20 protein-coding genes are annotated in these 20,149 nt (G+C 67.6%); 7 read left to right on the top strand and 13 right to left on the bottom strand.

Going from position 1 to position 20,149, the window contains the following annotated elements; translation table 11 throughout:
* Positions 1–12 precede the first annotated feature (12 nt).
* The 8 genes from Prum_RS05705 to Prum_RS05745 form a co-directional block, all read right to left on the bottom strand.
* Entirely contained in the window at positions 13–2,286 is a 2,274-nt protein-coding gene (locus Prum_RS05705) for an FtsX-like permease family protein (protein WP_173074575.1), read from the bottom strand.
* On the bottom strand, positions 2,279–2,962 hold the full coding sequence (locus Prum_RS05710; RefSeq protein ID WP_173074577.1) for an ABC transporter ATP-binding protein: 684 nt from the start codon (positions 2,960–2,962) through the stop codon (positions 2,279–2,281). Before Prum_RS05710 ends, Prum_RS05705 begins: the two co-directional genes overlap by 8 nt.
* Positions 2,955–3,485, bottom strand: a complete 531-nt coding sequence (locus Prum_RS05715) for a PadR family transcriptional regulator (RefSeq protein ID WP_173074579.1) — start codon at positions 3,483–3,485, stop codon at positions 2,955–2,957. Before Prum_RS05715 ends, Prum_RS05710 begins: the two co-directional genes overlap by 8 nt.
* A gap of 197 nt (positions 3,486–3,682) precedes the next feature.
* Positions 3,683–4,093 (bottom strand): hypothetical protein, encoded by a 411-nt coding sequence (locus tag Prum_RS05720; protein ID WP_173074580.1) that lies wholly within the window; start codon positions 4,091–4,093, stop codon positions 3,683–3,685.
* Positions 4,094–4,100: 7 nt separating this feature from the next.
* Positions 4,101–4,874, bottom strand: a complete 774-nt coding sequence (locus tag Prum_RS05725; protein ID WP_246277673.1) for a MaoC family dehydratase — start codon at positions 4,872–4,874, stop codon at positions 4,101–4,103.
* Positions 4,871–5,707, bottom strand: coding sequence for an SDR family oxidoreductase (locus Prum_RS05735; protein WP_173074582.1), 837 nt, complete (start codon positions 5,705–5,707; stop codon positions 4,871–4,873). The genes Prum_RS05725 and Prum_RS05735 overlap by 4 nt, the downstream gene beginning before the upstream one ends.
* A gap of 451 nt (positions 5,708–6,158) precedes the next feature.
* Positions 6,159–7,073, bottom strand: coding sequence for an NAD-dependent epimerase/dehydratase family protein (locus Prum_RS05740; RefSeq protein ID WP_173074584.1), 915 nt, complete (start codon positions 7,071–7,073; stop codon positions 6,159–6,161).
* Positions 7,070–7,450 (bottom strand): hypothetical protein, encoded by a 381-nt coding sequence (locus Prum_RS05745; RefSeq protein ID WP_173074586.1) that lies wholly within the window; start codon positions 7,448–7,450, stop codon positions 7,070–7,072. The genes Prum_RS05740 and Prum_RS05745 overlap by 4 nt, the downstream gene beginning before the upstream one ends.
* 263 nt (positions 7,451–7,713) lie before the next feature.
* On the opposite strand from Prum_RS05745, the gene Prum_RS05750 reads away from it, so the two are divergent.
* Entirely contained in the window at positions 7,714–8,295 is a 582-nt protein-coding gene (locus Prum_RS05750) for a TetR/AcrR family transcriptional regulator (RefSeq protein WP_173074588.1), read from the top strand.
* A 196-nt stretch (positions 8,296–8,491) separates the two neighbouring features.
* Positions 8,492–9,424 carry an NAD-dependent epimerase/dehydratase family protein gene (locus tag Prum_RS05755; RefSeq protein WP_173083442.1) on the top strand — a complete coding sequence of 311 codons (933 nt, stop codon included), beginning with the start codon at positions 8,492–8,494 and terminating at the stop codon, positions 9,422–9,424.
* Positions 9,425–9,583: 159 nt separating this feature from the next.
* Here Prum_RS05755 and Prum_RS05760 read toward each other — a convergent pair whose 3' ends face one another.
* The 3 genes from Prum_RS05760 to Prum_RS05775 all read right to left on the bottom strand — a co-directional run bounded on the left by Prum_RS05760 (position 9,584) and on the right by Prum_RS05775 (position 12,318).
* Positions 9,584–10,132: a hypothetical protein gene (locus Prum_RS05760; RefSeq protein WP_173074590.1), complete on the bottom strand. Its 549-nt coding sequence runs from the start codon at positions 10,130–10,132 to the stop codon at positions 9,584–9,586.
* A 127-nt stretch (positions 10,133–10,259) separates the two neighbouring features.
* A protein-coding gene (locus tag Prum_RS05765) for an IS3 family transposase (protein WP_371871189.1) occupies positions 10,260–11,431 on the bottom strand; the annotation gives its coding sequence in 2 pieces (ribosomal slippage) (positions 10,260–11,191 and positions 11,191–11,431; 1,173 coding nt in all).
* A 581-nt stretch (positions 11,432–12,012) separates the two neighbouring features.
* Positions 12,013–12,318, bottom strand: coding sequence for a hypothetical protein (locus tag Prum_RS05775; RefSeq protein WP_173074594.1), 306 nt, complete (start codon positions 12,316–12,318; stop codon positions 12,013–12,015).
* A 105-nt stretch (positions 12,319–12,423) separates the two neighbouring features.
* Here Prum_RS05775 and Prum_RS50985 point away from each other — a divergent pair, with 105 nt between their 5' ends.
* From Prum_RS50985 to Prum_RS05790, 3 genes are all read left to right on the top strand, one after another.
* On the top strand, positions 12,424–13,521 hold the full coding sequence (locus Prum_RS50985; RefSeq protein WP_173074596.1) for an integrase core domain-containing protein: 1,098 nt from the start codon (positions 12,424–12,426) through the stop codon (positions 13,519–13,521).
* A gap of 394 nt (positions 13,522–13,915) precedes the next feature.
* The gene (locus tag Prum_RS05785) at positions 13,916–14,446 is read left to right on the top strand and encodes a hypothetical protein (protein ID WP_173074598.1); all 531 of its coding nucleotides are present in this window, start codon (positions 13,916–13,918) and stop codon (positions 14,444–14,446) included.
* A gap of 190 nt (positions 14,447–14,636) precedes the next feature.
* Positions 14,637–15,485, top strand: a complete 849-nt coding sequence (locus Prum_RS05790) for a helix-turn-helix domain-containing protein (protein WP_173074600.1) — start codon at positions 14,637–14,639, stop codon at positions 15,483–15,485.
* Between the two features lie 360 nt (positions 15,486–15,845).
* Here the strand turns inward: Prum_RS05790 and Prum_RS05795 are convergent, their stop codons facing one another.
* Positions 15,846–16,298 (bottom strand): hypothetical protein, encoded by a 453-nt coding sequence (locus Prum_RS05795; protein ID WP_173074602.1) that lies wholly within the window; start codon positions 16,296–16,298, stop codon positions 15,846–15,848.
* A complete protein-coding gene (locus Prum_RS05800) occupies positions 16,295–17,140 on the bottom strand; it encodes an IS5 family transposase (protein ID WP_173074604.1) in 846 nt (281 codons plus the stop codon). Before Prum_RS05800 ends, Prum_RS05795 begins: the two co-directional genes overlap by 4 nt.
* Before the next feature lie 1,102 nt (positions 17,141–18,242).
* Here Prum_RS05800 and Prum_RS05805 point away from each other — a divergent pair.
* Together Prum_RS05805 and Prum_RS05815 are read left to right on the top strand one after the other, a co-directional pair.
* A complete protein-coding gene (locus Prum_RS05805) occupies positions 18,243–18,686 on the top strand; it encodes a hypothetical protein (protein ID WP_173074606.1) in 444 nt (147 codons plus the stop codon).
* The gene (locus tag Prum_RS05815) at positions 18,599–20,113 is read left to right on the top strand and encodes a relaxase/mobilization nuclease domain-containing protein (protein WP_371871190.1); all 1,515 of its coding nucleotides are present in this window, start codon (positions 18,599–18,601) and stop codon (positions 20,111–20,113) included. The genes Prum_RS05805 and Prum_RS05815 overlap by 88 nt, the downstream gene beginning before the upstream one ends.
* The last annotated feature ends 36 nt before the right edge of the window (positions 20,114–20,149 follow it).

Genomic DNA, 20,149 nt, shown 5'->3' on the forward strand with positions numbered 1-20,149 from the left:
CGGCTCACGCCGTTACTCGGTGCGTAAGCCGTCCGGGCGGGTCAGGCGCCAGAGCGGGGGGAGGCTGAGCAGCGTGACCAGGGCCATCACCGCGGCGGCCAGCGCCACCGAGAGCCCGACCACCGGCCAGCTGACCGAGATCGGCACGGTCACCAGGCGCAGCAGGACCGCGCCGAGCGCCAGTCCGAAGCCGACCGCCAGGGCCAGCCCCAGCACCACCGGCACGACCGTCTGCCACACCACCGACCACATCAGCGTGCCGCGCCGGGTGCCCATCGCGACCAGGATCGCCAGCAGCCGGCGCCGCTCCCGCAGGTGCTCCAGCAGGCCGACGAGCAGGCTCGCGCCGACCAGCAGCAGCGTGACCACGGCGCCGATGTAGAGCGCGCGCCGCACGTTGACGAACCGGTTGGCCTCGTCGACGCGGCTCAGGCGATCGACGAAGGCCCTTTGGTCGACGGTCGCGGCCGCGTTCCGTACCCGTTCGAGCGCGTCGCGGTCGCCAGGGTCGGTGCGCAGCCACGCCCATGCCTCCAGCGGGCCGAACCGCGACATGTCGACCGCACCCGGGGTGACGAACAGGCCCATGCCGCGGTCGAAGCCACCAGGGTCCCGGCGGCTGGACACCTCGCGGGCACTGGCCGGCACCGTCCACGCCAACTGCTTGTCGGTGCCGAGCAGGAGCCGGTCACCCGGGGCGGCGACGTAGAACTCACCGTGGGCGCCAGCGCCGGGCTTGGCCACGAACACGTCGCCGTCCGCGCAGCGTTCCAGCACGAGAGCCTCGGCCAGCCCGGCGCAGTCGGCCACGAAGAGGAAGGTGAACCGGTCCGGCTGATCGGCCAGGGCGCCGGTCGTCCCGAGGATGCTGTTCACCGCGGCGATGCCGGGCACGGCGCGCAGCCGCTGCGGGAGCTCCCGCCCGTCGACACTTCCACTTCGCACGATGATGTCCGCCCGCGAGGTGTCGGCGCCGGTCTCGGTGCGGAAGTCGCCCTCCACGCCCGCGAAGAGCATCTGGAGCCCGATCGTGCCGGCGACGGCCACCGCGACTCCGTTGACCATCCGGGCGGAGGTGGCGCTGTCCTGCTGGAGCCGGCGGATGGCCAGCTGCCAGGGCACCGCCCCGCCCCGGATGCGGCGTACGACCAGGTCGATGACCCAGGGCAGCAACGCCACCGCGCCGAACAGCAGCAGGATCGCGCCGGCCGCGATCTGGTACCGGTTGTCGACGGTGCTGGAGCGGACGTCGCCGAAGAGCGGGTAGAGCACGGCGAGGCCGAGCAGCGGCAGGATCAGCCGCCACCACAACCGGCGGCGGGTGGCGCCGGCGCGGCGGGTCACGCCGAGCGGCTCGATCACCACACCCCGCATCGCCACCATGGTGACCACCACCGCCAGCGCCGGCACCGCCAGCGCCACCGCGAGGGCGAGCAGCGGGCTGGGCCGCAGGTCGCCCGCGTTCAGGCTGATGTCCCAGAGGGTGAACAGCGGCACCACGTGCCGGCCGAGAAGGAAGAAGGCCGCGCCCGCCACGAGGGACAGCAGCGCGGTGGCGAGCGCCTCGCCGGCGGCGACGCGGCGCGTCATCCGCTGGTCGGCGCCGACCAGCCGCAGGGCGGCCAGGCGCCGGTCGCGTCGCTCGCCGCCGAACCGCACGGCCGCGCCGATGAGCACCGCGATGGGCAGCAGCAGTACGACCGAGATGACCACGATGAGCAGCGCGAGGACCGGGCTGAACTCGGCGGTGCTGACGTCGCCGAACGCGGTGATGCGTTGGTCGTGGTCGGGCTGTAGCTGGTCGGTGCCGAGGTAGTACGCCAGCTCCCGCGGACCGGCCAGACCGGCGGGGCCGATGGTGCCGATGACCCGGGCGCCGCCCAGCCGAGGCGCGAACAGGTGGCCGTCCTTCGACGCCAGCAGGTCACGCAGCGCGGGAGAGACGACCACCTCACCGGGTTGGGGCAGCCGGGTGACGCCGGGTGGAAGCGGCGCCCGCGGCCCCTCCGGACGCAGCAGCATCGCGTACACCGCCTGGTCACGGAACGCCGCGTCGAACAGCGCCGCCGCCAGCAGCGTGTTGTCCGCGGCGGGGACATTGGCGATGGACGCCGTACGGCGGGCATCGAGGCGGTCCTGGCGGGCATCGAGCGCGCCGGGCACGGCGGCCGCGATCAGCAGCGCGGCCACCCCGATGCCCATGGCGACCGCCGCCAGCAGGGCGCGGGTCCATCCGTCGCGTCCGCCGGCGATCGCCATCCGCGTGCCCAGCAGAAGATCACCCATGACGGGTGCCCGTCAGGTCACGGACGCGGCCGTCACGGACCACGACCTCCCGGTCCGAGTACGCCGCGACGCGTGCCTCGTGCGTCACCAGCACCACCGCGGCGTGCGACTCCCGGGCGGCCTGGGTCAGCAGGCGCATCACCCGCTCGCCGTTGAGCGAGTCAAGCGCGCCGGTCGGCTCGTCCGCGAAGATCACCCGTGGGTTGCTGACCAGCGCCCGCGCCACCGCCACCCGCTGGCCCTGACCGCCGGAGACCTCGCCGGGCCGCTTGCCGGCGACGTCGGTCACCTCCAACCGCTCCAGCCACTCCGCGGCACGGCGCTCGGCCGCACGGCGGCGTACCCGCTCCATCCGCAGCGGCAGGGCCACGTTTTCCAGGCAGGTCAGCTCCGGTACGAGCTGGCCGAACTGGAACACGAAGCCGAACTTTCCGCGCCGCAGCGCGCTTCGCTCGCGGTCTGGCATGGCGGTGAGCTCGCGCCCCTCGTAGCGCACCTGGCCGGAGTCGGGGTGCGTGATGCCGGCCAGGCAGTGCAGCAGCGTCGACTTGCCCGAGCCGGACGGGCCCATCACGGCCACGACCTCGCCGGCGTCGACGCTGATCGAGGCGCCGTCGAGCGCCGGCGTCGCGCCGAACGCCTTGCGCAGGTCGGCGGCGACCAGCAGCTCAGCCATGGGAGCGCACCTCCCGCGCCAGCTCGTCCAGCCGGGCCGCGGTCAGCTCCAGCCAGCGCAGGTCGGCCTCCAGGTGGAACAGGGCGTGGTCGCAGATCAGCTGCTCGGCGAGGTCACCCTCGGCCTTGCGCCGGGTCAGCTCGCGCATCAGCCGCAGGTGCTCGGCGGTCTGGGTGTCGAGCAGGTCGGCGGCGGGCCGGTCGGTGAGCAGCGCCAGCACCACCTTGGTGTACAGGACGCTCTGCAGGTAGGGCTCGGGCTTCTCCGGCTGGGACAGCCAGCGGCCGACGTCGGTGACGCCGGCGGAGGTAATCGCGTATCGCTTGCGTTCCGGCCCTTCGCCCGGCTCGACGCCGTCCACCTCGACGAGGCCGTTCTTCAGCAGCCGGGACAGGGTCGCGTAGACCTGCCCGTAGGGCAGCGGCCGGGTCCGGCCGAACCGCTCGTCGTAGGCGCGCTTGAGGTCGTATCCATGCCTGGGGCTGGACTCCAGCAGCCCCAGGAAGGCTTGTCCAATCGACATGCGAAGCACTGTACACCATGGTGTATACATCACGCGTATACATCTTGATCGCATCGTCTACCAGGGCGTACGCGACGCGTACCACCTGGCCGGAGCTCCGGCGCCCGACCCTCGCCCGTAGGCACACCCTCCAGAACAGTGCCGAGACAGCAACGCCCACCGACACTTTCGCGCCCGCGCGGCCCCAGCCCCAGAGGTCAACAGATCCAGCAGGAGAGGGACTTTCCTGTTCGTACCGCGCCGACAGCTAGGGCAGCCACCGCTCTGACAATCTCCTGTGCCAGTTCGCCGTCAATGGTTTCGCCTTCCTCGTCTCGCAGTTCGACCCACCGGTCGGCGATGCTGAGCAGGTGGTTGTCGGCGGCGGCCAACGCCGTGGTGAGACTCCCGGGCGTGGCCAGAACAACAGGGGAGCCGTCGTCGTCGCCGGCAACTACGTGCGGGCCGCCGCTGGTAACGAGTTCCTCGATGCTGCGGGCTGCTGCGTCGAGCATCGTCTTGTCGAGATTAGCGAGCACGCATTGGGTGCCCGGGCCGACGCGCCGCGCGATCGAGAGCCCCACCCCGCCCACACCGATGACGACGGCGGCGTTTGGCGGCATGGTCATTCTGCCCTCACCCCGCAGTGAACGTCAGGCGACCGCGGTCGATGACTGTGGCTCCGTTGCTGGTGGTGCGGAAGTAGGCGGTGTTGCCGTCGACCCAGATGGAAACGGTCAGCTCGTCCCCGGGCAGCACCGACTTGGTGAATCGGCCCTCCATCGCCTTGAACCGGGCCGGATCGGATCCGCAGACCGCGTGCAGTAGCGCCCGGCCGGTGTACCCGTAGGTGCACATGCCGTGCAGGATCGGTCGGTCGAAGCCGCCGCGGGCGGCGAACACCGGATCGGAATGCAAGGGATTCCGGTCGCCGGTGAGGCGGTACAGCAACGCCTGCTCAGGCCGGGTACGGTAGGCAACCCGCAGGTCGGCGGAGCGGGCGGGGGACCGGCCAGTCGGCGGAGTGGCCGCGATCTCCGCCGAACCCGCCCTCGCCGCGGATGAAGAGGGCGGGGACTGGGCGTTCCAGTCGAGCTGGTCGGAGTTGATCGGAAGGTTGACCACGAGCGTGAGGCCGACGACGAAGACCAGCAGGGCGAGCGCCGCCACGGCCAACCATCGCGTATTCGTTCGGAAGGTCCGGTAAACCAGCACCGCTGTCGCGATCAACGCCGGCAGGAGCGTGGCGACGGCGAGCTTGTCGAGGGAGTCGAGCTCGACCAGCCGGACCTGGGTGTAGACCGTGCCGTCGAAGCCTCGCAGCGAAAGCTCCAGGACGAGGACCGCGGTGAGGAACCCGGCGAGTAGTCCCGCGAACAGGAGGCTGGCGAAACGTGCGTACGTCGTCATGACCATGCTCCCTTGTGGTCGGCGACCCAGGTGGCGAAGGTGCGAGCGGGACGACCGAGGACCTTCTCAACCTCGTCGGTGACTGTCGCGGACCGCTGCATCTCGCGCTGGTAGCGCGCCATGAGCGCCCGGACGAAACCCTCGTCGAGGCCGTTTCGGATCATTCCTTGGGCGGCCAGCTCGGCCGGGACCTCCTGGAACAGCAGGGGCCTGCCGAGCACGGAGCCGATGATCGGGACCATCTGGTCGAGCCGCAGCGCCTTTGGGCCGGTGATCGGAATCCTGCGGCCCACAAGGGAGTCATCCAGCAATGCCCGGGCGATCACCTCGGCTACGTCACGCTCGTGGATGACAGCTTCGGCGAATCCCGCGTACGGGCCGCGGACGGTGTCGCCGAGGGTGAGCTGGCCGCGCCACATCCCGAGCGTGTTCATCGCGAACGAGCCGGGGCGCACCGCCACCCACGGCAGACCGCTGCCGGTGACGGTCCGCTCCACCTCGGTGTTGCGGTCGCCGTTGAATCGGGAGGGCTGGTGGTCGGGGTCGTCGTCCACGTTGATCGCCGACATCACGACCACCTTCTCCACGCCCTGACTGGCAGCCAGTCGCAAAAGCTCCTCGATGCTGTCCTTGGTGGCGCGGGGATGGACGAACAGTCCGCGAACATCTTTCAGCGCCGTATGGATCGCCTCGGGCGCGACGGCTTCCACTCCGGCCGGGAGCCCAGCGTTGTGCGGGTCGCGGGTGACGGCCCGGACCTCGGCGCCTTCCGCGAGCAGCGTTTCGATGAGGGGGCGTCCGATGAGGCCGGTCGCTCCGGTCACAAGGTACATGTTTGTTGTATCCTTCCGCGTTCATATGGATGTCGTGCTGAGTTAGCCGGTGAATGGCTCGGGGCCGAAGCGGCCCACGCCGCGAAGACGGCCAGGGCGAGATAGATCAGGTCGGGCACGATCCTGGGCTGTTCGCCACGGCGCAGGCGCATCGTTGCTGGATTGCGTTTCCTATCGGGACGAGCGAGGCGGCCTGTCGGGCTGAGGCGGATCGGCTCCGGCTGTCTCGGTGGCAGCGAGGGGAGTCACCGGGGCTTGCCGGGTGTTGCGGCAGTGGAGGGTCTCTGTCGAGGTGGGGTCTGCATTCTAGGTAGTGGTTGAGGGCTGGGCGCCGTGCTCGCGAAGGTGACGCAGGGACACCGTGGCGGCCGGGACCGTGTAGCTGGTCGTGTACCTGCCGGACATCCCGGCGGATTGGGGATGTCCGGCAGGTGGAGGACTGGCGGCGGTGTCAGTTGCGGGGGGCGTGTGCGCCCTCGCGGTAGCTGGGCAGCGTGGGTGTCCAGCCCAGTTCGGCCTTGGCCTTGGCGTTCGACACCCGCATAGAGGTGTCGATCATGAGGGTCGCGAAGTACGGCGCTGCCAGCCGGATGAGCCAGCCGGGCAGGCGTCGGGGCGTTTTGGTCCCCGCCACCTTGGCGTGTTCGGTGATCATCTCGCCCCACGTGACGGGTTCGTCGTCGACGATGTTGTACGCCTGGCCCGCCACGCCCTTGTCCATGGCGGCCACCGTGGCCGCCGCGGCGTCGGCCAGGTGGATCCACGACATGAACCCGCCGCCGTCCCGGGGTACCGGCAGCTTGCCGGCTCGTAGCGCGGTGATGAGCGCCTCGGAGCCGGTCAGGCCGTAGAAGGCGCCGTAGCGCAGGGCGATGCCCTCGATGCCGTCAGCGGTGAGCACCTGCTGCTCGGTCGAGGCCATGGCGGCCACGATCGGCGCCGCCTTGCCCTCGCGCTGCCGACCGAACGGGTCGCGTTCGGTCAGAACGCGCGTGCCGTGGTCGGTGAACCCGTAGCCAGGCACCATCGACTGGGTCAGGAAGCGGCGCGCACCCACGGCCCGCGCGGCCTGCAGCAGGTGGGTGGTGCCGGTGGTGCGCAGGCGGTTGGTCATCTCCATGTCGGTGAATCTGGCCGGGGGCTTGGCCAGCGCGGTGAGCTGATGGATCACCACGTCGGCCGACATCCCGTCCACCGCTCGCAGCAGCGCGTCCCGGTCCAGAACATCGGCGACCACTAGCCGGGCACCGGGCACCCGCGCGGCGGAGTTGCGGCTCAGGGCGTACACCTCGTGCCGCTGCACACGCAACGCCTTCACGAGCGGGCGGCCGATCGCGCCGGTGGCGCCGGCAAGGAGGATCTTCATGCTGTGGCCTTCTTTCGTAGACGCAGGGCGATGGTGGCAAGGGAGATCACGGTGAAGACGGCGAGGATCGGCACGTCGGTGCCGTGACCGCCCAGGTGGCGGTCCAGGAAGTGGGTCATCGTGTGCAGGCCACTGGCGACCGCGAAACCGGCCAGGGTGACCACCAACGCGTCCGACCAGATCAGCGCGAACAGCAGGGCGGCGCCGATGCCGACCTGGAAGGCACCGGCGTCGTGCACCAGATGCTCATTGAGGGGGTGGTAGTTGACGTAGTCGACGAAGCCAGCGGGCAGCAGCGCCCAAAGGCCGAACACCGACATGCTGGCCGCGCTCAATAGCACGCCCACCACCACCAGGGGTTCTGGTTTACTTCTCAATCCGGCCTCCGTTCGGAGTGCACGACGACGCCGCAAACATCAGCTCCGCTACGTCGAACCCGCGCGCCAACCAGCCACGGCGACGATGTGGCCGCAGCTGAACCGGATCCGCAACGGCGACCGAGTGGCCATCGGAAGTGCGGCATTCATCGGCGCTCCTACCGTACCGATCGGACGGCACGTGCCGTGCCGTTCTCCTCGTACGGTACGAACACTCACCCGTCCTGTCAAGACGGCACGTGCCGTTCTAGTAGGATGCTCGCATGGCCGAAAAGCGCACCGACCGAGCCTTGGACCGCACCGAGCTCATCAAGCAGACAACCCTAGAGCTGGCCCAGGAGCTTGGCTTCACCAAGCTCAGCATCGAAGCTGTCGCCGCCCGCGCGGGAGTCGGCAAGCACACGATCTATCGTCGCTGGCCGTCGAAGGGCGCCCTGTTCCTCGATGCCCTGCTTCCGGCGGACGCGCAGGCGCTCGATATCCCAAACACCGGGGACATCGAGGCCGACCTGCGCACGCAGACCTATGCCGCCGTCGACCTGCTGGGTCGGCCACCATTCGGCCCGCTCTACCAGGCGTTGCTGGGTGAGGCCCAGCATGACCCGTCGGTCGCCGCGGCGCTCAACGAGCGCTTCATCGGCCCGCAAGCCCAGAGGGTGCGGGCCCGGCTCAAGCTCGCCCAACGACAAGGGCAGGTGGCGCCGGAACTTGATCTCGATCTCGCCTTTGCCATCCTGTCCGGCCCGCTCTACTTCCAGTTCCTGATAGCGCAGGAAATCGTGACTCACGGTTACATTGATCGCGTGTTCTCGGCACTTTTCGCCGGGATGCGACCGAGCCCGTAGGGCGCCAGCGCCGCCCTCTCCAGCCGCGACGCGCCGTCGTCTGAGCGGGACGCCGGTCAGTTCTGTTATCGATCAGCACGGCACGTGCCGTATTGACAGTGCCAGGCACGCGGATTTACTGTGAATCTCGAACGGCACGACACGTACCGTTCTTGTTGTGGGGATGACCGCAACATCACGCGGAAGGATGATGATCATGCGAGTGTTCGTTGCCGGTGGGACTGGGGTTCTTGGCCGTCGGTTGGTGCCGCGACTTGTGGCGCGGGGGCACGAGGTGATCGCGACGACGACCAGCGCGGCCAAGCTCGACCTGGTGGTGCAGTTGGGCGCCAAGGGTGTGGTGATGGACGGGCTGGACCGAATGTCGGTGCGCGACGCGGTCGCCGCCGCACAGCCGGACGCGATCCTCCACCAGATGACCGCCATCAACCCGGTGCACGCGGGCCAGCCCAGCTTCAAGCACATGGACCGCTGGTTCGCCGGAACCAACCGGCTGCGCACCGAGGGCACGGACAACCTGCTGGCCGCGGCGCAGGCGACCGGTGTGACCAACATCGTCGCGCAGAGCTACGCCGCTTGGAACGGCTTGCGTCAGGGCGGCTGGGTGAAGACCGAGCGGGACATGCTGGACCCGATGAAGGGGACTACGGCGGCGCCTGGAATGGCGGCGATCGGCCATGTGGAAAATGCCGTCGTCAAGGCCGGCGGCGCGGTCCTTCGCTATGGCTGGTTCTACGGGCCGGACGCCACCGAGGCCCTGGCCGAGCCGGTCCGCAAGCGCCAGTTCCCGATCGTCGGCGACGGCGCGGGCCACACATCGTTTGTGCACCTGGACGACGCGGCCAGCGCCACCATCCTGACCGTGGAGCAGCACGCCAAGGGCGTGTTCAACATCGTCGACGACGAACCGGCCCCGGCGAACCAATGGCTGCCCTACACGGCCGCATGCGCGGGGGCGAAAAAACCGATGCGGGTTCCAGTCTGGCTGGCCCGGCCGCTCGCAGGACAGGTAGCGGTAATCCTGATGACCGAGGGCCGCGGCTTCTCCAACGCCAAGGCCAAGCGAGAACTCGGCTGGACGCTGCGCTACCCCTCGTGGCGGCAGGGCTTCAAGGAGGAACTGGCGTGACGCGCCTGCCGTAGCCGCCGCGCGTCGCCCCACAGCTGGACAGTCCTTGCTTGCACGAGAATCCACCGTCACAACCGTTCGGATCGCTAAGAACCCTGCCAACCTCGCGCGAACCGGACAACCAAGGCCAGCTCGCGACGTTCTCGACAGCTCGCAGGATCACTCGTGAGGTAGCCCGGACACTCGCAAGGCTCCTCCGGATTCGCTGCCGCCTGTTCTTGGAACGTCCTGGTCTAGCACTCGCAGGTTGGTGTGCTTTGCGGCTTGGCGCTGGAGCTGGTTGTTCTCCTCCCGCAGTTCAGCGTTGGCGAGGGTCAGCAGCTGGATCTGGTTGGCGTAGGTGGTGATGGTGTCCTTTAGTTCGCGTAGTTGTGCGGCGTGCTCGCGGCGTAGTGCCCGTTCGGTCTGGCGTAGCCGCGTGACCTCTTCACGCAGCTCGTCGGGTTCAGGACGGGTGGTTTCGGGGGCCGCCAGGATGCTCTTGATGACCGGTGCGGCGGGCGAGCGGTAGTAGGAGGCGCGGGAGATCCCTGCCTCGGTGCAGATGTTGGTGACGGTGATGGCCCCGTCGGTGAGTTCGGGCCGGCCCTGCATGAGGCGCTCGAACGCGGCCATGGCGGCGCGGTCGAGGTCGGACAGGTCTCGCTGTTCTCGGGTGAGCTGGGCGAACGCGGACCTGATGTGTTCGCCGGTCCGATCGGGGCTCATGCCGGCGCCGGGTAGGGCCGTCGCCGTTGATCTCGTCGATCAGCGTGTTCAGGCTGGTGAGGTGTTCGCTGAGGGCTGTGCGTTGCAGTGAAGTTCCCCCGGTTTTCCGGACGGGGACGTGTGGTGATCACGCTGCTCGTTGAGCGGGCGTGTGGTGGGTTTGTTCGTACTGTACGGGGCTGAGGTAGCCCAGGGCGGAGTGTCGCCGGGTCGGGTTGTACCAGGCGTTGATCCACTCGAAGATGGCGTTGGCGAGGTCGTCGCGGGTGCGCCAGGTGTGCCGGTCCAACAGTTCGGTTTGCAGGCTGGCGAAGAACGCTTCGGCCATGGCGTTGTCGTAGCAGTCGCCGATGCTGCCCATGGAGGCGAGGATCCCGGCGTCGCGGAGCCGTTTGCCGAAGATGTAGGAGGTGTACTGGGCGCCGTGGTCGCTGTGGTGGATCACGGTGCCGTCGGTGGGTCGGCGGGTCCAGGTGGCCATGTCCAGGGCGTCGCAGACCAATTCGGCTCGCATGTGGTCGCCGATGGCCCAGCCCACCACGCGGCGGGAGTACACGTCCAGGACGACGGCGAGGTAAAGCCAGCCCTGCCAGGTCATCTGCTGGGTGATGTCGGCGACCCAGAGCTGGTTGGGTTGCTCGGCGGTGAACTTGCGTGCGACCAGGTCGTCGGCGGGTGCCGCCTCGGGGTCGCGGACGGTGCAGCCGTGGAGCCGGCGGCGGTGGATGCCTTGCAGGCCAGCGTCTCTCATTAGCCGCTCGACCCGTTTACGTCCACAGTGGATTTTGTGGCCGAGCCGTAGTTCGGCGTGTACCCGCGGCGAGCCGTAGCTGCCGCGAGAGTCGGCGTGGATGTCGATGATCGCATTGGTCAGATAGGCGTCGTCCAGATCGCGGCCGGAGGGGCCGTTGGTGCGCCACTCGTGGAACCCGGAACGGGACACGCCCAGGGTGCGGCACAGCAGGGTGATCGGGTAGGTGGCCTTCTCCACCTCGATGAACCGGTAGATCATCGGGGTGGCAGAACGTTCTGTTGGGCGAAGAAGGCCGCGGCTTTTACCAAGATCTCCTTTTCCATCTCCAGCACCCGAACCTGACGGCGCAGCACACGAAGCTCCTCGCGTTCAGCGCCGGTCAGGCCCTCACGGTGCCCTTCCTCGACGTCGGCCTGGGACATCCAGTTCCGCAGGCACGACTCGGAGATCCCCAAACTCTTGGCCAGCTCGGCCACCGGCTTCTCACGCCGGCGCGCCAGTTCCACCGCACGACGGCGGAACTCCGCAGGATGTGGTGCGGGCATGTCCGGACTCCTCTCAGTGAGGACAACTGCTGCCCTCACACCTGGGTTGTCCGGAAACCGGGGGAACTTCAGGTTGTGAACCTCCACGCCTCCGCGGCAGCCTCTGTGGCGGTTGCTCGCACGAATGGGACACTCGAAACGCCTGACTTCTGAAAGGCAACGAGGCGCCTATTGTCTAATGTGAACATCTGTCCGCCGCACTCAACCAACCGAAGCCGCGCCACCGCGCCCTCCGACACGCCCTGACCATCAGGTGCCACTCTGAGTAACCTGAACTCGCAATCGTCGACCATCAGATCGGGCTCATTCTTCCTTCTCCGCCGATCGGGTCCGCGCCTCCGAGAGATGGCTCTGCCGAGCACTTAGACGCAGCTGGCCAGCACTCGTATAGCCGGCGCCGACGACCGCGATGGATTCCCCTATGGCGGGCCAGTCGTGCCGTTCGGTTGGAGAGTCCGCTATTAACGCACGATCCACTACCCCGGTTTCACCGGACGGAATGCGAACCAGCAGTCCGTATGGAACGTGGTCAACCACCGTTCCCTCCACTATCGCCCACCTTGACAACCTGTCGATCACCGTTACCTACCTGACCAGGGAAAACGTGGGAATCGATTGAACGCCTCGAAGAGTTCTTTCGGAATAATGTACTCCAAATGATTTTCCGTCAATCCATCATAGACGTCGATTCTACCAGCTTTGACATGTTCGTTGAGCCAGTCATTCGGCACCTTGACGCCAAATCCGACACCGTGGGTATCTCCATGATTCTGCGCCCATTCTGTCGCCGTCAGCTTGTTTCCAAAATGAGCAGATCCATCAGGGTTGTTTCCAGGACTACCAGGGAAGTGATTAGGATTGAGCCCTGTGCCTGCCGACAAATGCATCCGTGCTGTTCAGGGCCGTCTCCGGCGCCGATGCGTCGATCTTGAGTCGCTCCGTCATGTCCTCCTTGTACATCGCAGTCGGTGACTACGCGATGATGCCCGTTCGTGTTGTTGCGACTGGCGTACCTGGGGATCACCAACGCGTTCGCGCTGCTGCGGCTGTTGCCGGGTAGCGATCGGGACAAGGACGCGGAGATTCTCGCTCTGCGCCACCAGCTCACGGTGCTGCAGCGTCAGCTCGACGGGCAGCGGGTGCGGTTCGACCCGGCCGACCGGGCATGGCTGGCGGCGTTGCTGCACCGGCTACCGAAACCGAGCCTGCAGGGCCTGCGGTTGCTGGTGCGTCCTGACACGGTGCTGCGCTGGCATCGGGATCTCGCCGCCCGCCGGCATGCGGTCGCGTCACGGCCCCCAGGTCGGGGCCGGCCGCCGACCATACGCTCGATCCGGGTGCTGGTGCTCCGTCTGGTGGCCGAGAACCCGTCGTGGGGGTATCGCCGGGTGCACGGGGAGCTGCTCACGCTCGGGATCACGGTCGCAGCGTCCACGGTGTGGGAGCTCCTCCACCAGGCCGGGATCGACCCTGCCCCGAACCGGGCCGCCACGACCTGGACACAGTTCCTCCGTTCGCAGGCAGAAGCGTTGCTGGCGGCCGACTTCATCGAGACCGTCACACTCGCCGGCACCCGGATGTACATCCTCGCGGTGATCGAGCACGCCAGCCGCCGCATCCGGATCCTCGGCGCGACCGCGCATCCGACCACCGGATGGGTGACCCAGGCCGCCCGCAACCTGGTGATGGACCTTGAGGACGCCGGCTGCCGGGTGAAATACCTGATCCGAGACCGGGACGGCAAGTACCCACACCTGTTCGACGAAGTCCTTGCCGACGCTGGTATCGAGGTCGTACTGACCGGTGTGCGCTTACCCCGAATGAACGCGATCATGGAACGCTGGGTACGGACCTGCCGCCACGAGCTGCTGGACCGGACGTTGATCTGGAACCAGCAGCATCTACTGCACGCGCTGCGCGAGTTCGAGGCGTTCTACAACACACACCGCCCGCACCAGGGCCTCGCGAACGCCCGACCACTGGCACCGCTACCCGAACCGGTCACCGATCCGGACCGGCTCGCCCACCTGAACATCCGTCGACGCGACCGCCTCGGAGGCGTCCTCCTAGAGTACGAGCACGCCGCTTGACCTGCACGGATGTGATTGTCGGCAGTTACACGGTCCCGGCCACCGCGACGGTGGTACAGCCGGCCTTCCCGCGCAGCGGCGAACGGGCCGGCCAGTTCGGTCACAAGCCGGTCGAGATGGTTGCGGGAGATCCCGGTGAAGACAGAATGGGACAGGGCCGCACGGGCCGTTTTGATCGTCACAAATCAGCGACCGTGCGGCCCGCCACCACTTTGATCAAGCCGACACGCCGGGTTACATCAATACTCCACTATTGATCCCCAGGTCGTTACTGACAAAGGCTCAATCGGCTGAATCTCTCCGGCCAGCGCAAGATTTGCTCAAGTTTCGTCTTACGCATCAGACATTCGTTGACGACGACAGCACCGGATGCCAACATCTCTTCGCATCGGCGGTGATCGTTGGCATCCAAGGGGGAGGCCAATTGCTGTCGGAACTGGCGAATCCTGGAAGGGAAAAGACAGTGAGACGAATCCGCAAGAAGGTGTACGCGGCGCTGATGGGAACTGTGCTCGCGATTGGCTTCGTGACGGTGTTTTCATCCCCGGCCTCCGCCCAGGATCTGTACTGGAAAGTCGGAACGGCCGTATCGCACTCCACGGTGTTTTCCGGGTCAAACAACAACAACATCCAATGTTTCACCGCCGGTGGGTTCTACGCGACAATGTGCATCCGGTACGACCGCAGAACCCTCTACGTACGAAGCGACAAGGCCGACGGTTACTTCAAGCTCGGACAGTTCGCCGGAGGCAGCTCCAGTAACATCTACCGCTGCCAGAACAACAAGGCGAACTCATCCGGCAACGGCACCTGGGTGAAATGCCAGTGGAACTGGCCGAAGTCCGGGATGTACATCCTGCGGGTCGGACACGGCCAGGCCGATTGGTACACGCTCAGTTCAACAAGCACATGGTATTTGTATTAGCGTAGCCCTGAATCGGGCTCGGTCCTCACCGTGGTGAGACCCGGGCCCGATTTCGTCGGCGCAGCCGGGGACCGGTAGGCGCCACGGGCACGGCAAAGTCGATCTTCTATGGGTTGTGCTGGTCAGCATGCCCAGGTGTTTGAGGATTCGGCGGTCTTTGCGGGCGTCTGGGCCAGCGGCATCCCGGCCCGTGAGTACCGACCCGAGTAGCTCCGGCGCCCGGGCCCGCAAGGAACTGGGCGCCCGGCTGCGCCAGCTCCGCAAGGCCGCCGGGCTGACCGGACGTGACATCGCGACGGCGACCGGGCAACACGTCACCCGGATCAGCCGCATCGAGAACGGCCGCCAGCCACCCACCGAGGCCAACCTGCGCGCCTGGTGCACCGCCTGCGGCGCCGAAGACGAACTCGCCGACCTGCTCGCCACCGCACGAGCGGTCGAAACCGCATACATGGAATGGGCCCGCGCCGCCCGGGCCGGCATGCGACGCCTCGGCGACCTCCACTCGATCGCCACCTACCAACGCACCTCGACGTTTCGCATCCACGAACCCGGCGTGCTGCCCGGCATCGTCCAGACCGAGGCGTACCAGCGCAGGATGCTGGCCTGGTGGTACACCTTCCTCGACGCTCCCGACGACACCGAAGCGGTGCTGGACATGCGGGCACAGCGCACCGCGACCGCGCTGCACCCCAGCAAACGCATCGTCATCGTCCTCGGCGAGCAGGCACTGCGGACCCGACGCGGCACACCGGAGGAACACGCCGACCAACTCACCCACCTCATGCAAGTCAGCCGGCTGCCGTTCGTCTCCGTCGGGATCATCCCCGCCGACGCACAACGACAGGCGATCGCCAGCATCGGCTTCTGGATCTTCGACGAGTCAGCCGTCGCCCTGGAGACCCCCACCGCCGCGATCAAGGTAACAAGGCCGCAAGAAGTCGCGCTCTACCTGTCCCTGTTCAGTCAGCTGCAGGCAGAAGCCATCTACGGCCACGACGCCCGACGGCTCATCGCCGAAGTCCTCGCCAGCTTGTAGCCGCAGAACGAATCTTGCCCCCGAGTGCTGCCAGGTCACCGGATTCCGGCCGGGCCTGAGGACAGGTCGCTGCCGCGGCAAACCTGACGGGTGAGGCGGACAGCGCGGCGCGTGGTACCAACTGGGTGCGTCGCGTCTGGCGGCGAGGCGATTGCGCTTGGCTCCCAAGAAGTGGCCGGCCAGTCGGCGCCCAGGTCCGCGGTCCCGTCGATCGACCAAGGCACCGCAACGGCAGGGGGTATCACCGCGGAATCGACTACCGTTGGGGAATCGATCACCACTGGCGCATAGTGTCGTCCCGCCGATCCGGCACCGCGTTTCGGGACAGGTCTGAGAGGGTGGTTCGGGAGCCGATGTCCGTTATGACTCTGGCGTCGGCTCGGGCTTGTTTCCGGCGGGCTGGGTGAGGGTGAACATGCCGGACTCCGGCTCGGTGAGGACGCCACGGGCGACGAGGCGTTTGAGTTTGGCGCGCAGGCTTTCGGTGTTCTTCGCGGCGGTGCCGGTGCCGAGCGCGACGCAGATGTCCTTGGCGCGTAACGGATTGTCGGTGGCGGCGAACACGGCGAGGATCTGCTGGTAGGCGGGACTTGCCACGGTGGCATCCGTGCTGGCGTCCGTTGGCGGCGTGCTACTGGTGGTGCCGGTGAGCCGCAGCAGCGTGGTGCGGGTCGTGGCGAGGTCGGCTAACTCGGCGTTGACGACTACGAGTTGTTCGGTGAGCTCGGCGATCTGGACGCGCAGCTGCTCGGCCTGGGCGCCGGCGACGGTTTCCCGTGTGGCGATCAGTTCCAGGACCCGTTCGTGGTTCATCCGTTGTGGGGCAACGGTTGGCGCCACGTCGGGGTGGTAGTGCCGGTCAGCCGGCGGACCAGGTTTGCTGTCGATGCCCACCAGGTGCGTGACTCGCTGGAGGCTGGTCGGGTCTCGTACTCGCGCACCAACCGGCGGTGCAGCATCAGGGTGCCGTGGACCTGTTCGACGATCCACCGCTTGGCCACCGGTATGAATCCCGGCTTGGTGTCGGACCGTTTGACCTGTTCGACGTCGATCCCGTTGACCGCGCCGTGGATCTGGACGTCGTCTTTGAACCCGGCGTCGACCCACGCCTTCGTCACGGTCGGGGTGTGCTCGACGACCCGGTCGACCAGGGCTACGCCGATCTGGTTGTCGGTGGCCGACGCGGCCATGACGACGACGGCGATGATCAGGCCCAGGGTGTCCACCGCGAGGCCGCGCTTGCGTCCCGGAACCTTCTTCGCGGCGTCTTTTCCGGTGGTGGCCGCCGGGACGTGGTTGGCCGCGCGGACGGACTGGGTGTCCAGCACAACCGCGGACGGATCCTCGGCCCGGCCGGCCTTCTCCCGCGCCTGACAGCGCAACAGGTCGTGGATCGTCTGGTCGGTGCCGTCATCGCGCCACAACGCGAAGTAGTAGTACGTCGCTGACTTCGGCGGCAGATCGTGCGGCAGGTACGCCCACTGACACCCGGTCCGGTTCTGATAGAAAATCGCGTTCACGATCTCCCGCAGCTGGTAACGGCCCTGATGCCCAGACACCGACGGGTGTTTCGCCTTCCACGCCGCCAGGAACGGGCCGACGACCGCCCACTGTTCGTCGGTCAGGTCGCTCGGATACGCCTTGCGCTTGCCCACAACCAGCCAACGCGAGCGCCTATCGCCAGACACCGGACCAGCCCCAACATCACTTCATCGAGCGATGACGAACTACGAAAAACTCACAAACCGCCCTCTCAGAACCTCGGCGACACGAACCTCACGACGCCCCCACCGTGCGCACTGTCTAGTCCAGGTGAAGTCAAAGTCGTCGTCATGGAGTCCGCCTCGTAGCTCGATCTGGACGCTCGGGGTGGCTGATCGTCCAGGTTTGGTTTGGCGGATTCGGTGGATCGTGCTGTTGGTCGACGGCAGGGGACGCTAGCTAGCGGCACATGGGAGGCTTGCCGATGACTGGGCCCAGCTACAACGGGACGCCCGTGCACCGGATCCGGACGGGCGACCTGAACCGCGCAATGCGCGACCTGCTGAAGAGGCGCGCCTACGCGGAGAAGCAGATGACCAAGGCGTGGGGCACAGCCGATACCAGCGTGATGAGGGAAGCCCGCGAGGGTTGGCGGCCGGTCATTCGTGCCTGTGACGAGGATCTTGCCATCATCTCTCGCGAGCTCGAACGGCGCCGGAGTCGACGGTCCGAACCAACGGCCGGGTAGCGACGGGACGTCGCCGGTGGACGGGACATCACACACACGTAGCGGTCCCGAGAGACAGCGGCAGGGGCGGAGCAAGTTGTAGCACCGGTTCCCGGATGTGCCGACCGAGCGCGGTCGGCACATCCGGGAACCGGTGAAAACGCTGACCCAGCGGGGTCAGCGCGGCGGACCCTAGGGCGTGGCAACGGCTACGAAGAAGGATCGCGCGACGGAGCAACGCAACCCGGTGACGGCCAGGTCCGCCGCGGCCAGTGCTACCTCTGGCCGAGACGGCAACGTCCAGGTGGTGATGGAAATGCGGAGCCGTCTGCCCGCTCGTCGCCGCAATCAGGCCGATAGATCGGAGGTACTTCCTTCCGCTTCCTGATTCCTTCCTCTTCCAGGTCCAGGTACTCGAAAGGGCGCTCCATTCCCTCCTCCTCGGCCGCCGGGACACAGCCGTACGGCGCTACCCGTAGCCCTGCCGACAACCCTCGCGACGAACGCTTCCGACGACGGCGACGCGAACCAGGCACGGAGGTACGGGCGTGGACCAACCTGGGCACACAGCGAACCCCGTAGTACGCGGTTCCGACCGGCGCCACCAGTTCCCGGGACGCCACCAGCGGGTCAACCTCCGGCTCGATGCGACGGAGTACCAGGACGTAGCAGCGGCTGCCGCCCGCTCCGGAGTGACTCCTGCCGGGTTCAGCGCGAACTCTGCGTTGGCCGCCGCCCGCGGCACCGCCGCTCCGGGGAGCCTGGTCTCTGGCACTCGCGTCACCCGCTACGAACTGGCCGAGGTGCAGCGGAAACTCTTCGCCGCCCGCACTGCCGTCATCCGCACCGGCACCAACCTGAACCAGGCGACGGCCGCGCTCAACGCAACGGGCGAGCCGCCGGCATGGCTCGACCGAGCCGTCAAACGGTGCGAGCGCTCGCTGGACCAACTCGACGCCCTCGTGGCCGACATCGACCGGCGGCTGCGCTGATTCCCGCCATCCACCCCCGCGGCAAGAACGTCGGCGGCCTACTCCGCTACCTGTTCGGCCCGGGCAAACGAGAAGAACACCGAGACCCACACCTCGTCGCCGCGTGGTCCGGCCCCACCCAGCTCCAGTCCCTGGAACCGCCGAGGACCCCGTCCGGTCGCCACGACATTCGCGAGCTGGCTCGTCTACTCGAACAGCCGGTCCGCGCAGGGAGGAACCCCCCGCAGAAGCCCGTCTGGCATGCGTCCATCCGCAACCACATCACCGACCGCACCCTCACCGACGCCCAATGGGCGCACATCGCTGCCGAGATTGTCGCCGCCGTAGGCATCGCGCCGCATGGCGATCCAGACGCCGTACGGTGGATCGCGATCCGCCACGCCGACGACCACATCCACATCGTGGCGACGCTGGTCCGCCAGAACGGAGAGACCGTGTGGGCCTGGAACGAACGCCTCAAAGCCCAGGCAGCAGCACGCGACCTCGAAGAGCGCTACGGGCTGTACCGCGTCGGCCCAGTCGACCACACCAGCCACCGCCGACCCAGTTCAGCCGAGCAAAGCAAAGCCGAACGCCAGCGACGCGCCGAGATCCCTCGGGATCGACTTCGCCGCGAGGTACGTGCCGCTGCAGCGGCAGCCGTTGACGAGACCGACTTCTTCAGCGGGCTGCGAGCAGCCGGTGTTCTCGTCCGGCTCCGTCACAGTACGGTCACTCCGGACGAGGTAACCGGCTACGCCGTCGGGCTCCCCGACCACCACACCGCGGCCGGCGACACCGTGTGGTACGGCGGCGGTCGCCTTGCGCCCGACCTGACCCTCCCCCAGCTTCGCCGCCGCTGGCATCCAGTCCGAGGCACCGCACCACGCACGCGACGGCCGGAAACGCGGGCACGTCAACGCGCCAACGCCTTCCGCCGCGCGGCAGCCGCAACTCGAAACGCCGCCGGGCAGTTCGCTCGTAGCGAGGCCAACGACGACACATCCGCCCTGGCCTACTCCGCAGCCGACGTCCTGACCTCCACGGCGCGCGCCTTCGAGGGCCGCCGCGGCGGGCCTCTGACCGAAGCCGCCGACACGTTCGACCGCGCTGCCCGCGAAGCATCCCGGCGGCGGCGTGGCTTCTCCCGACCGGCCATTGAGCTCCGCGCGATGTCCCGCCTCATCGCCGTCGTGGGACGGCTTACGGACGACCATGACACCGCAGCTGCGCTACAACTGGTGCTCCAGATGGCCATGCTCGCGGACAACCTCGCGGACCTGCGTGAATCCCAGCAAAGGTTCCATCAAGCCAGGGCAGCCCGGCTCGCCGCAGATCAATTGCGGACGATCAAGGGACGCCCCACAACCGTAGGTCATCAGCCCGCGACCAGTCCGGCTGCTTACTACTCCACCACGGCCCGAGCACCACGTGCTCACACTGCCTAACAGGAGTCAAGCGTCGCGTGGTTGCCCTCATCGGTG

This window comes from Phytohabitans rumicis, assembly GCF_011764445.1.
GTDB classification, from domain to species: Bacteria; Actinomycetota; Actinomycetes; order Mycobacteriales; family Micromonosporaceae; genus Phytohabitans; species Phytohabitans rumicis.